The sequence below is a fragment of the Actinoplanes sp. NBRC 101535 genome (genome assembly GCF_030269225.1).
Taxonomy (GTDB): domain Bacteria; phylum Actinomycetota; class Actinomycetes; order Mycobacteriales; family Micromonosporaceae; genus Actinoplanes; species Actinoplanes rectilineatus.
This window is the reverse complement of record NZ_BSSY01000032.1, coordinates 1-12,525: the sequence shown is the minus strand read 5'-3', so window position 1 is coordinate 12,525 and position 12,525 is coordinate 1. Positions and strand designations below refer to the sequence as shown.

Annotated in this window: 12 protein-coding genes; 5 read left to right on the top strand and 7 right to left on the bottom strand. The window is 71.5% G+C overall.

What is annotated here, in order from left to right; all coding sequences use genetic code 11:
• The first annotated feature begins 145 nt into the window (after positions 1-145).
• From moaC to QSK32_RS44020, 4 genes are read left to right on the top strand one after another with little or no spacing between them, the layout of a single operon-like run.
• Positions 146-640, top strand: coding sequence for a cyclic pyranopterin monophosphate synthase MoaC (gene moaC, locus QSK32_RS44035; protein WP_045745989.1), 495 nt, complete (start codon positions 146-148; stop codon positions 638-640).
• The gene (locus QSK32_RS44030; protein ID WP_045745988.1) at positions 637-1,107 is read left to right on the top strand and encodes a MogA/MoaB family molybdenum cofactor biosynthesis protein; all 471 of its coding nucleotides are present in this window, start codon (positions 637-639) and stop codon (positions 1,105-1,107) included. The genes moaC and QSK32_RS44030 overlap by 4 nt, the downstream gene beginning before the upstream one ends.
• A gap of 31 nt (positions 1,108-1,138) precedes the next feature.
• The gene (locus QSK32_RS44025; RefSeq protein ID WP_045746023.1) at positions 1,139-2,347 is read left to right on the top strand and encodes a molybdopterin molybdotransferase MoeA; all 1,209 of its coding nucleotides are present in this window, start codon (positions 1,139-1,141) and stop codon (positions 2,345-2,347) included.
• A 5-nt stretch (positions 2,348-2,352) separates the two neighbouring features.
• The gene (locus QSK32_RS44020; RefSeq protein ID WP_157411362.1) at positions 2,353-2,778 is read left to right on the top strand and encodes a molybdenum cofactor biosynthesis protein MoaE; all 426 of its coding nucleotides are present in this window, start codon (positions 2,353-2,355) and stop codon (positions 2,776-2,778) included.
• A gap of 6 nt (positions 2,779-2,784) precedes the next feature.
• On the opposite strand, the gene QSK32_RS44015 is transcribed toward QSK32_RS44020, so the two are convergent.
• The 4 genes from QSK32_RS44015 to QSK32_RS44000 all read right to left on the bottom strand — a co-directional run bounded on the left by QSK32_RS44015 (position 2,785) and on the right by QSK32_RS44000 (position 6,836).
• A complete protein-coding gene (locus QSK32_RS44015) occupies positions 2,785-4,080 on the bottom strand; it encodes a glycosyltransferase 87 family protein (protein WP_285475406.1) in 1,296 nt (431 codons plus the stop codon).
• Positions 4,081-4,286: 206 nt separating this feature from the next.
• Entirely contained in the window at positions 4,287-4,820 is a 534-nt protein-coding gene (locus tag QSK32_RS44010) for a DoxX family membrane protein (protein WP_045745985.1), read from the bottom strand.
• A gap of 28 nt (positions 4,821-4,848) precedes the next feature.
• Positions 4,849-6,054 (bottom strand): ATP-binding protein, encoded by a 1,206-nt coding sequence (locus QSK32_RS44005; RefSeq protein ID WP_045745984.1) that lies wholly within the window; start codon positions 6,052-6,054, stop codon positions 4,849-4,851.
• A gap of 203 nt (positions 6,055-6,257) precedes the next feature.
• A complete protein-coding gene (locus QSK32_RS44000) occupies positions 6,258-6,836 on the bottom strand; it encodes an LppU/SCO3897 family protein (RefSeq protein WP_285475405.1) in 579 nt (192 codons plus the stop codon).
• A gap of 127 nt (positions 6,837-6,963) precedes the next feature.
• Here QSK32_RS44000 and QSK32_RS43995 point away from each other — a divergent pair, with 127 nt between their 5' ends.
• Positions 6,964-7,488, top strand: a complete 525-nt coding sequence (locus tag QSK32_RS43995; protein ID WP_285475404.1) for a prepilin peptidase — start codon at positions 6,964-6,966, stop codon at positions 7,486-7,488.
• On the opposite strand, the gene QSK32_RS43990 is transcribed toward QSK32_RS43995, so the two are convergent.
• The 3 genes from QSK32_RS43990 to QSK32_RS43980 all read right to left on the bottom strand — a co-directional run.
• Positions 7,475-10,600 carry a UvrD-helicase domain-containing protein gene (locus QSK32_RS43990; protein ID WP_285475403.1) on the bottom strand — a complete coding sequence of 1,042 codons (3,126 nt, stop codon included), beginning with the start codon at positions 10,598-10,600 and terminating at the stop codon, positions 7,475-7,477. The genes QSK32_RS43995 and QSK32_RS43990 overlap by 14 nt on opposite strands.
• A gap of 65 nt (positions 10,601-10,665) precedes the next feature.
• On the bottom strand, positions 10,666-12,147 hold the full coding sequence (locus QSK32_RS43985) for a metallophosphoesterase (RefSeq protein WP_502872601.1): 1,482 nt from the start codon (positions 12,145-12,147) through the stop codon (positions 10,666-10,668).
• 31 nt (positions 12,148-12,178) lie between these two features.
• Positions 12,179-12,525, bottom strand: a 347-nt coding sequence (locus QSK32_RS43980) for a hypothetical protein (protein WP_285475402.1), incomplete at its 5' end; no start/stop codon positions are given.

The window sequence follows — 12,525 nt, the reverse complement described above, 5'->3', positions numbered from 1 at the left end:
TTCTTATGTTGGTAAATGCGTTTCCGCAGTGATCCCCGATGTGCTGACCAGTGCCGAAGCATGACTCCAGGGCGTGGACAAAGTGTGAAGCCCATACGGCCGAGACGCGAACGTGACCACCGCCGGATCTCTATAAGCTCCCGGTATGCCCCACGAATCCCACTCCCTCACCCATGTCGACGAGACCGGTGCCGCGCGCATGGTCGACGTCTCGGCCAAGGAGGTGAGCGCCCGGCGTGCCATCGCCGCCGGTCGTGTCCGGACCACCGCCGAGGTCGTCGCGCTGCTGCGCGGCGACGGCCTGCCGAAAGGTGACGCGATCGCGGTGGCCCGTCTCGCCGGGATCATGGGGGCCAAGCGCACCCCGGACCTGATCCCGCTCTGCCACCCGATCGGCCTGCACGGCGTCACCGTCGACCTGGAACTCACCGACACCACAGTGGAGATCTCGGTCACCACCAAGACCGCGGACCGCACCGGCGTGGAGATGGAGGCCCTCACCGCCGTCGCCACCGCCGGCCTGGCGATGATCGACATGATCAAGGCGGTGGATCCGGCCGCATCGCTGGAGGCGGTCCGGGTGCTGCGGAAGATCGGCGGCAAGACCGGCGATTGGGTACGCCCGGAGCACCGTTCATGAGAGGCCGCGTCATCGTCGCCTCCAACCGTGCGGCAGCCGGCGTCTACGCGGACACCAGCGGCCCCCGTCTCGTCGCCGGGCTCCGTGAACTGGGCTGCGACGTCGACGAGCAGCCGGTGGTCGTACCGGACGGCGACCCGGTGGCGCAAGCGCTGCGGCAGGCCGTGGCGGACGGCGTCGACGTGGTCCTGACCAGCGGCGGAACCGGCGTGACCCCGACCGACCGGACCCCTGAGGCGACCCGGGGACTGCTCGACTTCGAGATCCCGGGCATCGCCGAGGCGATCCGGGCGTACAGCCGGGACCGGGTGCCCGCCGCGGCACTCTCCCGAGGGCTGGCCGGGGTGGCCGGACGGACCCTGATCGTCAACCTGCCCGGATCCACCGGCGGCGCCAAGGACGGTCTGGCAGTCCTCGGCCCGCTGCTGGCGCACACCGTCGATCAGATCCGCGGCGGCGACCACTGACGTGCGGCGATAGGCTTCGTCAGTGACCGAGATGACCCCAGTGGACTGGGAACGGGCGCGCACCCTGGCGTTCGAGGCGGGCCGGGCCGCGGCCGGCGCGGCGGAGGACGTGCCGCTGCACGAGGCGGACGGCCGGACCCTCGCCGAGCCGCTGCGCGCCCTGACCGACCTGCCCGCCTTCGCCACCTCGAGCATCGACGGCTGGGCGGTGCGCGGCCCGGGACCGTGGCGGCCGGCCGGACGGGTGCTGGCCGGCGGGACGCCCCCGCCGCTCACCGAGGACGGCGTCTGCGTCGAGATCGCCACCGGCGCGATGGTGCCGGAGGGAGCGTCCGCCCTGATCCGGGTGGAGGAGTCGGCCACCGGCGACGACGGCCTGGTCACCGGCGAGCCGCGGCGGATGCCCGAGTGGCGTCTCCCCGGCGAGGAGGCCACCCGCGGCGAGGAACTCCTGCCCGTCGGGACGCCCGTCGACCCGGCGGTGATCGGGATGGCCGCCACCTGCGGTCACCAGACGATCCGGGCGACCCGCGTGCCGTCCGCCGCGCTGCTGGTCTTCGGCGACGAACTGCTCACCGAGGGCCCGCCCGGCGCCGGCCGGGTGCGCGACTCGCTCGGCCCGCAGGTGCCCGGCTGGCTGCGGCGCTACGGCGCCCGGATCACCGGCGTCACCGGACCGGTCAAGGACACCCTGGCCGCCCACGTGGACGCGATCCGGGCCGGCCTCGAGACCGCCGACCTGGTCTGCACCACCGGCGGCACCATGCACGGACCGGTCGACCACCTGCATCCGGCGCTCGCCGAACTCGGCGCGGAGTACATCGTCAACACCGTCGCGGTCCGGCCCGGTTTCCCGATGCTGCTCGCCCGGGTGCCCGGCCCGGACGGCCGGCCGCGGTTCCTGGCCGGTCTGCCGGGCAACCCGCAGTCCGCGGTGATCGCCCTGGTCACCCTGGTCGCACCGCTGCTCGCCGGGCTGCGTGGCCGGACCCTGCCGCCGCTGCCCCGGATCGAGGCCGCGGCGGACGTGCCGGGTCGCGGCACCTTCACCCACCTGGCGCTGGCCGCCCTCGACACCGACGGCCGGGTCGCGACACCGGTCGGCCACGTCGGCTCGGCCATGCTGCGAGGACTGGCCAACGCGCACGGGTTCGTGGTGGTCCGTCCCGGCACCAAGGTCGTCGCCGGCAACCGCGTACCCTTCCTGCCCCTTCCGTTGTCCTCCGGGGAGCGACCGTGACCGTCATCGCCGGGCTGGTGGCCCGTGCCGAGGTTCTCGACGAAGCACTCGACCTGGCCGCACACGAGGCCGCGGTGGCCGACCCGCGGGCCGGTGCGGTGGTCTCCTTCCAGGGCGTGGTCCGCGACCACGACCACGGACGCCAGGTGACCCTGCTGGAATACGAAGGACACCCGAGCGCCGCGGACGTTCTGCGGGAGGTGGCCGAGGAGATCGCCGCCGACCCGGACGTCTACGCGGTGGCCGTCTCGCACCGGGTCGGCAGCCTGCGGATCGGTGACGTCGCCCTGGTGGCGTCGGTCAGCACCGCGCACCGGGCGGCCGCCTTCGCCGCGTGCGCGCGACTCGTCGACGAGGCCAAGGCCCGGCTGCCGATCTGGAAACGTCAGGTCTTCCAGGACGGCACCGAGGAATGGGTCAACTGCCCCTGACCACGGTCAGCCGCCGCGGGGACCGGGGATCGCCGGTTCCCGGGCGGGCCGTCGCACCGGCCCGGCCGGCGTGGTCGCGTGCCGCCACGGCAGCGCGTTGAGCAGCAGGATCAGCGTCAGCGCGGGCACGCTCCACCGGGTGATCCAGCCCGGCCCGGCGAGCAGCACGGCATAACCGAGCACGGCGGCCACCAGACATCCGGCCCCGGCGAACCGCACCGCGCGGGGCATCCGGGCACCGGTCCGGCGGCGCCGGCCCGCATCCGCGAGGATCAGCACCGCCGGGACCAGCCAGATCCAGTCGCTCGACGTGGAGGACGGGCCGATCACCGCACCGGTCAGCCCGACCAGGGTGAACGCGGCCGTCTCGTCACCGTCGTGGTGCGCCGACCGGGCCCGGATCAGCCCGACGGCCAGCAGCAGCACGGCGAAGGACAACCAGACCAGCACCGGCGGCGCCGGGAAGTCGTAGAGGCGGGCCAGCACACCGGCCAGCGACTGGTTGTCGCCGTGACTCAGCGGCCCGCTGCGGTCCAGCTCCCAGAGGGTCGCGGAATACCAGGTCAGAGTCTCGTCCGGCCGGACCGCCAGCACGCCGAGAGTGACGGCCAGCGCGGTGACCAGCGCGGTCAGGGCGGCCCGCCGCTGCCGGCTGACGAGCAGGTAGGCGACGAAGAGCAGCGGCGTCACGCAGAGCGCGGACGCCAGCCCGATGCCGATGCCGGCCCACGAGCCGGACGCCCAGACCCGGCGCAGCCAGGCGAGCACGGGACGTTGCAGTGGTCGTTCCGGGGTGGACCGTCCCGGCCACCAGGCGGCGCGACTGCGGATCCAGGCGGCCCGGCGCAGCGCCACCAGATCGGCCACCACCAGGCCGAACAGCAGCAACTCGACGCGTCCCATGCCGAACGCGGCACGAACCGGTTCGGTCAGCAGCGCCAGCCCGAAGAGGGCCGGGACCAGGGTCGCGCTGCGGCGGGCGAGTGGGCCGGCCAGCACCCGGACCGCGAGCAGCAGCGCGACGGCGCCGGCCAGCGCCAGCAGCCACCCGGTGACGGGCAGCGGCAGCAACATCAGGGGCGCGAGCAGGAGGGCCAGGACCGGGGAGAGCGCGGCACCCTCATGACCATCCATGACGTGGTACGCGTAGAGCCCGTCCCCGTTCATCCACGACCGGAGGGCCTCATGTGCGACGGTCAGGGTGCTCAGCTCGTACCGTCGAAGGCAGAGGGTGATCAGCAGGAGCGTGACCAGCACGCCCAGCGTGACCACCACTGACCGGGTGTGCGCAGCACGGCGCACACCCCTCCTGCTTGCCGGCATGGCGCGACCCCCGTCTCGTCCCCGGGCACGGCACGGCCTGTCGCTCGACCCACCCGAGGCAGGGTGGGCAAGGCGGCAGTCGTAACCGGGCGGAAGCGAGCTTAGTAAGGCGCAGACCGACCGCGTGGCCCCTCGTCCGCTTTAACGCAAACGCCGCAACAAGGTTGTTATCCGGGCAAAATGGCTCAGCCTGGAATGCGGCGGGCGGTGGCCGCCGAGACCGCGGCGATCCTGGCCTCGCGGCGGGCCGTCCGCACCGCGCGGCGCACCGAACGCCGGCTGCGATCGGCCGCGTGCCCCGCCCGGTACCGCAGATCGGGCCGCCCCTCGGTGTCCACGGCCGCCAGCAGCAGACCGCCGAGCAGGCCGATGTTCTTGAGGAAGTGGATGCGCTGCTCGGCACGGGCCTCCGGCGGCGCCGACCAGAACGGATGGCCGGCGACCGTGGTCGGCACCAGGCCGGCGGCCAGCACCGCCGCGGCCGGACGGGTGAACCGGCCGGTGGCCAGGGCCAGGCCGGCGACCACGTCGGACGCCGCCTTCACCCGGACGAGGACGGCCGGGTCGCGGGGCAGACGCGGATCGGCCCTCTCCAACAGAGGGCTCACCCGGCGGGCAGCGGTCAGCTGCGAGGCGGTGGGACGGGACAATGCCTTGACGCCCGCGACCACGAAGATCGAAGCGAGCATGGCTCGGGCTGCGGTACGAACCGGCTTCATGGAACTCGTTATACCCGTAACGGCGTGGTCACACCGGCTGCGTTCGCAGGTAGCGGCCGAAGTGCGGGACGGTGAAGGCGACCGTGCCCCGTTCGCCGGAGTAGATCAGACCCTTTTTGATCAGTGCGTCCCGGGCCGGGGAGAGACTGGCCGGCTTGCGACCCAGCGACGCGGCGATGTCCGCGGTCGGCACCGCGGCGTCCATGTCGTTGCCCGGATCGCCGGAGAGCGTCGCCATCGCCCGCATGTACTCCCGCTCGGCCGGGGTGGCCCGCTCGAACCGGGACCCGAAGAAGCCCACCGCCAACTCGCCCTCGGCCTCCGGCGCGGCCACCCGGACGTCATCGGCGGTGATCGGGCTCTGCGGGGCGTGATCCCAGGTGGCCTTGCCGTAGGCCTGCACGAAGTACGGATAACCGCCGGACTTCTCGTAGAGCAGGTCGAGCGCGTCCGCGTCGTAGTCGACATCCTCCCGCTCGGCCGGCACGCCCAGAGCGAGATCGGCGGCCTCCCGGTCCAACCGGTCGATCCGCTGGTAGCGGAACAGCCGTTCGGAGTAGGACTTGGCCGCGGACAGCACGGCCGGCAGGTGCGGCAGGCCCGCGCCGACCACGATCAACGGGGCGCCGAGCTGCGACAACTCGTGGCAGGCGGCGCAGAGCGCGGACACGTCGGTGGCGCTGAGGTCCTGCATCTCGTCGATGAACAGGGCGATCCCGGTGCCGACGTCGGTGGCGAGCGAGGCGACCTCGGTGAAGAGCTCCACCAGATCGATCTCGATGTCGCCGGAGTCGGCCCGGCCACGGGCCGGTGGCACGTCGATGCCGGGCGCCCAGCGATCCCGCAGTTTGGCGTTGCCGTCATTGGCCCGCAGCGCGAACGCCTTCAACACCCCGAGCACCTCGTCCACCCGATCCGGGTCGCGGTGGTGCGGGGCCAGCTCGCGGATCGCCATGTGCAGCGCGCCGGAGACCGGGCGGCGCAGTGACTGATCGGGGCGCGCCTCGATCTTGCCGGTGCCCCAGAGGCGGCCGATCGCCGCCGAGCGCAGCGTGTTGAGCAGCACGGTCTTGCCGACACCGCGCAGTCCGGTCAGGACCAGGCTGCGCTCCGGGCGGCCGCGGGCCACGCGTTCCAGGACGACGTCGAACGCGCCCAGCTCACGGCTGCGGCCGGCCAACTCGGGTGGGCGCTGACCTGCGCCGGGAGCATAGGGGTTCCGGACCGGATCCATGGCGTAGCACAATATCGGGTCGTCTAGCGTTTCCGCTAGAGTCGGCTAGAGCGGTTCAGAGTCGCCTGCGGCCCAGCCTCGCCGGATTCCTCGCGGCCCAGCCTCGCCGGATTCCTCGCGGCCCGGCCCGCTGGATTCCTTGAGGCGCGGCACCTCAGAGTTCCTTGCGGCCCAGCCCGCTGGATTCCTTGAGGCACAGCACCTCAGAATTCCTTGAGGCACAGCACGAAGTCGACGTCGTCGTACTCGGTGTCGTAGTAGTACCACTTCGTGTACCCGGTGACCTTGGCGCACTTACCCATCGCGTCCTTCTCGCCGTTCGCCGATCCGTCGATGCGTTTCAGCACCTCGTACGTGTTCGCGGCACAGACGACGATGCGCAGCTCGGGTTCGTTGTTCGTGCCCTCGTTGCGGACGCACTGACCCTTCTCGGCGAACCGGGCGTCCTCACTGGTCTGCGGCCGGGGACCACCGGCCGCGGCGGTGGTCGGCACGGCCAGGGGCGCCGGAGTCTCGTCGTCGCGGCCCAACAGGAACCACACGGTCGTGGCGATGCCCCCACCGGCCAGCACACTCAGCACGGCGACCAGGGCACCCATCGCGAAACCCCGGCGCGGCGGCGGCTGCGGAGCATTCCAGTCCGGCGGCGGCGGAACCGGGGTGTACGGCTGATGCGGGATCTGATGCGGCTGACCGACCCACGGATCGGCCGGCTCCGCGTAGGGCTCCTCCGGACTCTTACCCGGCCAGGATTGACCGGAGTGCGGCCCGTTCTGCGACATCGGGGATCCCCTTCAGAAGCGCGGCGGCCTTCGCTGCCCTGCCACGGTAGCGTGCGGCCCGGTCGCGGACCGTGCCGGAATCGCCGGGCTTGCTCTGCCCCAGGGGCCGGGTTCTAACGTCCCGGCCATGTCACCTCTCGCCGTCGTCCACCACCTCCGCAGCCTGTTCTCCGGCTGCGCGGTCCGCTGGAGTGCGCTCTGCGGACTCGTCGGCGCGATCCTCGCCGACCGCCCGGTCTACCTGATCGGGGCATTCCTCGGTGTCGTCCTGGCCGCGATCGACCTGCGCTGCCGACGGCTCCCCGACCCGCTGGTCGCCGGACTCGCCGTCACCACCGCGGTGCCGCTCGCGGTGACCCACCCCGACCGGATCGGCACCGCGCTGGCCGCGGGCGCCCTGACCGGAGCCGGCTACCTGGCCATCGCGCTGCTGCCCGGGCAGGGCCTCGGGCTCGGTGACGTGAAGCTCGGCGCGGTGCTCGCGCTGATCCTCGGCTTCTCCGGCTGGCCGGCCGTCGCGACCGGCCTCGGCGCCGCCCACGTGCTCGGCGGCCTGACCGCGGCCTGGCTGCTGCTCACCGGCCGGTCGCGCACCCTGGCGTTCGGCCCCGCCCTGCTCACCGGAGGGCTGATCGGTGTCACAACAGCCTGAGCTGCCGGTCCTTCGGACGGGACGGCGTGGACTCGCCCAGCCGCTCGAACAGACCCGAGTCGATCACGTCGAGGAACGGCGTCGGCGCCTGATCGCGTTCACTGCCGTGCCGGGTCCGGCGGGCCGTATGGCTGATGTACAGGCGGTCCTGTGCCCGGGTCAGGCCGACGAAGAAGAGCCGGCGTTCCTCGGCGATCTCGTCGTCGGTCGGCGCCGACCCCGGCCAGCGCAGCGGCACCAGGCCGTCCTCACAGCCGACCAGGAAGACCACCGGGAACTCGAGGCCCTTCGCCGCGTGCAGGGTCAACAGGTTGACCGCCTCGGCCCGCTCGTCCAGGGCGTCCACCTCGGCCCCGGTCGACAGCTGCTGGAGGAAGAGCGCCAGGTCGTCGCCGGCCCGCTCGGCCAGCGGCCGCAGCAGGTCAGCGGCGGACCAGATGTCCTCCGGAGCGATCTGGCCGCCGTCCAGCGTCGGCGCGGCGAACCGCTGGGCCAGCGACTGCGCGGCCAGCCGGACCCGGGACGCCAGAGAACCGGACTGACCACTCTCGTGGCGCAGCTCCCGGGCGATCACCTGCACGCCGGGACGATCCCGCAGCCGGTTGTGCGAGCGCTTCTGCACCGGCACACCGGCCCGGGACAACGCGTCGAGGATCGGGCCGGACTGCGCGTCGGTGCGATACAGCACGGCGACGTCCGAGAACGACAGGTTGCCGGCGACGGCGGCCCGGGAGTCGATCCGGCCCGAGTCGAGCGAGCGGTGCGACAGCCCGCCGACCAGCTCGTCGATCGTCCGGACCACGAAATCGGCCTCGTCGGAGACGCTCCGCGCCGGATAACGGCCGACCAGCGGTGCCTCCGGGTCCAGCCGGGCCGGGTCCAGACGCCGGCCGGGCACCAGCGTCGACGGGGCGATGGCTTGCACCGCGGCGGCCAGGATCGGCGCCGACGAGCGGTAATTACGGGTCAGCCGGACCAGGCGGGCATCCACGAAATCGGCGTTGAAGCGCAGGAAGTAGCGCACGTCCGCGCCCCGGAACGAGTAGATCGCCTGGTCCGGGTCGCCGATCGCGCACAGGTTGCCGTCCGCGGGGCTGAGCAGGCGCAGCAGTTCGTACTGCAGGTCGTCGACGTCCTGATATTCGTCGACGAAGATCCACTGCCAGCGGCGACGGTACTTCTCGACCAGCGCCGGGTCCTCCCGCAGCAGCGTCACCGGCACGCTGATCAGGTCGTCCAGGTCCACCAGGTCCTGCTGCCGCAGCAGCTTCCGGTATGCCGCGTCGTCCTCACCGGCCTGCTCCCGCGCCTGCGTCTGCTCCGGCTCCTCGGCGATCCGCCAACCCGTGCCGAGACCGGCCGCCTTGGCGTTCTCCTTCAGGATCGTCAGACCCAGCGCGTGGAACGTGCCGACCGTGATGTCCTCGGCGACGTCACCGAGCAGACCCTCCAGGCGCTCCTTCAACTCGGCGGCGGCCCGCCGGGTGAACGTGATCGCCAGGCAGCGCTCCGGGAAGACACCCAGCTCCGCGCAGAGGTAGGCGATCCGGTGCGTCAACGTGCGGGTCTTGCCGGTGCCCGGGCCGGCCACGATGAGCAGCGGCCCACCCGGCGCGGACGCGGCCACCCGCTGCATCGCGTCCAGACGGTCCAGCAGGCCGGTGCCGACCTCCTCCATGCCCGCCAGCATCGGCTCGAACGGCTCGTGCGGGCTCGGCGGCGACGGCAACGGCGGCGGGGCCGGCTTCTCCTTCGCCGGCTTGGCCTTCGGCTTCGCCACGGGCGGCGCCGGCTTCTCCTTCGCCGACTGTGCCGCCGGCATGTCGAACAGCGTCTCCATCTGCGGCGCGCTGTTGCGGTTGCGCAGCTCACCCGGTTCGAACAGGGTGATCACGCCGTATTCGCCGTCGTAACCGGGCACCCGGCGGACGTCACCGCGCCGCAGCCGCGTGATCGCCTCCCGCAGTTCGTCGCCACCGGCCTTGCCGATCTCGTCGACCGGCACCTTCCGGAGGATGTCCAGCTCCGCGCCGAGCGTCGCCACCACGTGGTTGAGCTGTGCCTCGACGGTCTTCGACTTCGGGCCCACACCGTGGATCTCGCCGATGATCTCGTGTAGCTGGATCAGGTGCTCGACGTGCGTGTCCTTCTGGAAACCGAGCGGGCGGTCGGCCAGATCCTCGACCCGGCTCAACACGCCGACGGTCAGCGGGCGCCCACACTCCGGGCAGCGGCCGCCGGCCTGACGGGTGCGCTCCGGCTCCCAGCTCACCCCACAGGCGCGGTGCCCGTCCGCGTGGTACTTCCCCTCCTCGGGGAAGAACTCCAAGGTGCCGGCCTGGCCGACACCGTCGCGGACCGCGAAGTAGTCCGGGACACCGGTGAAGAGGGTCGCCTCCCGGGCCAGCGCGGCCGGCGAATGAGCGTCCGAATTCGACACCAGGCGGTACCGGTCGAGGCTGGAGACGCGCCAGTTCATCTCCGGATCCGACGACAGACCGGTCTCCACCGCCGTGACGTGGTGGGCCAGATCGGCATAACAGTCGGCAATCGCGTCGAAACCGGACTTCGACCCCAGGGCGGAGAACCACGGCGTCCAGATGTGCGCCGGGACCAGGTAACCACCGGCCTCCAGCGTGATCTCCAGCAGATTGCGGGAGTCCAGCCCCAGGATCGGACGGCCGTCAGCGGTCAGGTTGCCGATCCGGGACAGCGCGGTGTTGATCCGGGTGACGGTGTCGAAATCCGGTGCGTACAGCAGGTGGTGGACCTTGCGGGTGCGATCGTCCCGCTTGTAGATCGTGGAGATCTCGACACTCAGCATGAACCGGGCCGGATCGGTCCCCCGCAACGAACCCGGCAGCCGCTTCGTCACCGGCTTCTCGTCATTCAACCGGAACAGACCCGGCTCGGCGGGCTCGAGACTCTCCTTGAGGTGCTCGAACCACGCCGGGTGGGTGAAGTCACCGGTGCCGAGAAGCGCGATGCCCTTGCGCCGCGCCCACCATGCCAGGTTGGGCAGCGTCAGGTCGCGGCTGCAGGCACGCGAATAGCGCGAGTGGATGTGTAGGTCCGCGACGTATGCATCCGCGGTCACCTCCACGCCACGCATCCTGTCACGGCCGTCGGTTTCGCCACGAGTCGCCACGCTCAAACACACTTACCGATCTTGATGAGTTATGCCACGCGCAGTTCGATGACCGTGACCTGCGGGGGCGCGCCCACCCGAACCGGTGGACCCCAGAACCCCGCGCCGTTGGTCACGTAGACCGGCACACCGTCCACACGCCCGAAGCCGGAGACTACCGGTTGTTCCAGGCTCACGAGGTAGTTGAACGGCGCCATCTGACCGCCGTGAGTGTGACCCGAGATCTGCAGATCCACGCCGTAGGGTGCGGCGTCGACCGCGGCCACCGGCTGATGGGCCATCAGAACCACCGGGCGGTTCGTGTCGCGGTCCCCCAGCGCGCGGGCGAAATCGGGCGCGTCGCCCTGCTCGGCGCCGGACAGGTCGTTCACCCCGGCGAGATCCAGGCCGGCGATCTCCAGACGCTCGTTGCGCAGCGGGCGCATCCCCAGGCGGGCGACCTCGTCGACCCACTCCTCGTACCCGGAGTAGTACTCGTGGTTGCCGGTGACGAAGAAAGTGCCGTGCCGCGACTGGATGTCGGCCAGTGGAGCGGCGAACTCACCCAGTTCGGCGACGCTGCCGTCGACCAGATCGCCGACGACGCAGACCAGATCCGCGTTCACCGAGTTGATCACCTGGGTGATGCGGCGGGCGTGGTCGACGCCGGTCAGCGGGCCGATGTGGATGTCCGAGACGACGGCGAGGCGGGTGCCGTCCATCGTCCGGGGCAGCTTCGCCATCGGCATCTGGAAACGGTCGATCTGCGGGCCGCCGGTGGCGGTCTTGACGCCGTACCCGGTGACCGAGGCAGCGGTGAGGCCGGCGAAGATCGCTGCGCCGCGGGCGAGGAGGAGGCGGCGGTTCACGCCTTCCGCATCGCCCGTTTCTGACTTGTCGGTCTTATCGGCTTTACTGTTTTCAATCGTGTTTTTGTTGGTCGGATCGCTCTTGCTGTCTTCGCTGTTCTTGCCGTCGTTGCTGTCCCTGTCATCGTTGCTGTCCCTGTCGTCTTCGCTGTCCCTCTCGGCGGCGAGGATGGGTGACGCGGTGGGGGTGAGCTCGGCTTCGGAGGATTCACCCGTCCGGTCTGCGGGCGCGGCCGGGGTGGGCGCGTCGACTCGGTCGGCCGCCCCGGCGGTGGTCCGGTCGGCCCTCCTCACCCACAGGCGCGACGCGAGCAGGCGCGGAATCTCCAGCGCGACCAGCGTCACCAGCAGATAGAACATCACGGCGATCCACAGATAGCCGGGCCAGGCGAGCCACATGAAGTGCCCGGCACGAACCCCGATCAGGGTCAGCGGCACCAGGATCGCCAGCAGGACGACGACGGCCGTGCCGATGCGGCGCGGCCACCCGGCGGCCAGCGGATCCCGAACCAGCCGCTTCCACAGATAGAAGTGGATCAGACCGATGACCAGCAGGATCATCGCGATGAAGCCCAACGAAACACCCTCCCCCGCGCGGCCACTCCGTAGCCGCGCCATGACAGCTTGCGCGACCCAGTGTCCCCGACAACCCGCGTGTCCCATGCCGCTGAGAGATTCCGCTCTCTCAGCCCCGTCACAGCATCCTTCTCACTGCCGCCCCGTTGCCCCGTCTTTTGCTCTCCCGTCCATCGCTGTCCCGCTCGCTGTTGTCGCGTCCATCGCTGTTCCGCTCGTTGCTGTCCCGCTCGCTGTTGTCGCGTCCATCGCTGTTCCGCTCGTTGCTGTCCCGCTCGTTGCTGTTGCGTCCGGCGCTGTCCCGTATGCCGGCGCCGCCGAAGCAACCGAGAAAATCGGGGCAGCGGGCAGCGGGCAGCGGGCAGCGGGCAGCGGGCAGCGGGCAGCGGGCAGCGGGCAGCGGGCAGCGGGCAGCGGGCAGCGGGCAGCGGGCAGCGGGCAGCGGGCAGCGGGCAGCGGGCAGCG

What these genes read in the sequence shown, in the direction of transcription:
- QSK32_RS43985 (WP_502872601.1), bottom strand. Translation starts at nt 12,147, where the DNA reads ATGGGACACGCGGGTTGTCGGGGACACTGGGTCGCGCAAGCTGTCATG.
- QSK32_RS44000 (WP_285475405.1), bottom strand. Translation starts at nt 6,836, where the DNA reads ATGTCGCAGAACGGGCCGCACTCCGGTCAATCCTGGCCGGGTAAGAGT.
- QSK32_RS44010 (WP_045745985.1), bottom strand. Translation starts at nt 4,820, where the DNA reads ATGAAGCCGGTTCGTACCGCAGCCCGAGCCATGCTCGCTTCGATCTTC.
- QSK32_RS43995 (WP_285475404.1), top strand. Translation starts at nt 6,964, where the DNA reads ATGTCACCTCTCGCCGTCGTCCACCACCTCCGCAGCCTGTTCTCCGGC.
- moaC (WP_045745989.1), top strand. Translation starts at nt 146, where the DNA reads ATGCCCCACGAATCCCACTCCCTCACCCATGTCGACGAGACCGGTGCC.
- QSK32_RS43990 (WP_285475403.1), bottom strand. Translation starts at nt 10,600, where the DNA reads ATGCGTGGCGTGGAGGTGACCGCGGATGCATACGTCGCGGACCTACAC.
- QSK32_RS44025 (WP_045746023.1), top strand. Translation starts at nt 1,139, where the DNA reads ATGACCCCAGTGGACTGGGAACGGGCGCGCACCCTGGCGTTCGAGGCG.
- QSK32_RS44030 (WP_045745988.1), top strand. Translation starts at nt 637, where the DNA reads ATGAGAGGCCGCGTCATCGTCGCCTCCAACCGTGCGGCAGCCGGCGTC.
- QSK32_RS44005 (WP_045745984.1), bottom strand. Translation starts at nt 6,054, where the DNA reads ATGGATCCGGTCCGGAACCCCTATGCTCCCGGCGCAGGTCAGCGCCCA.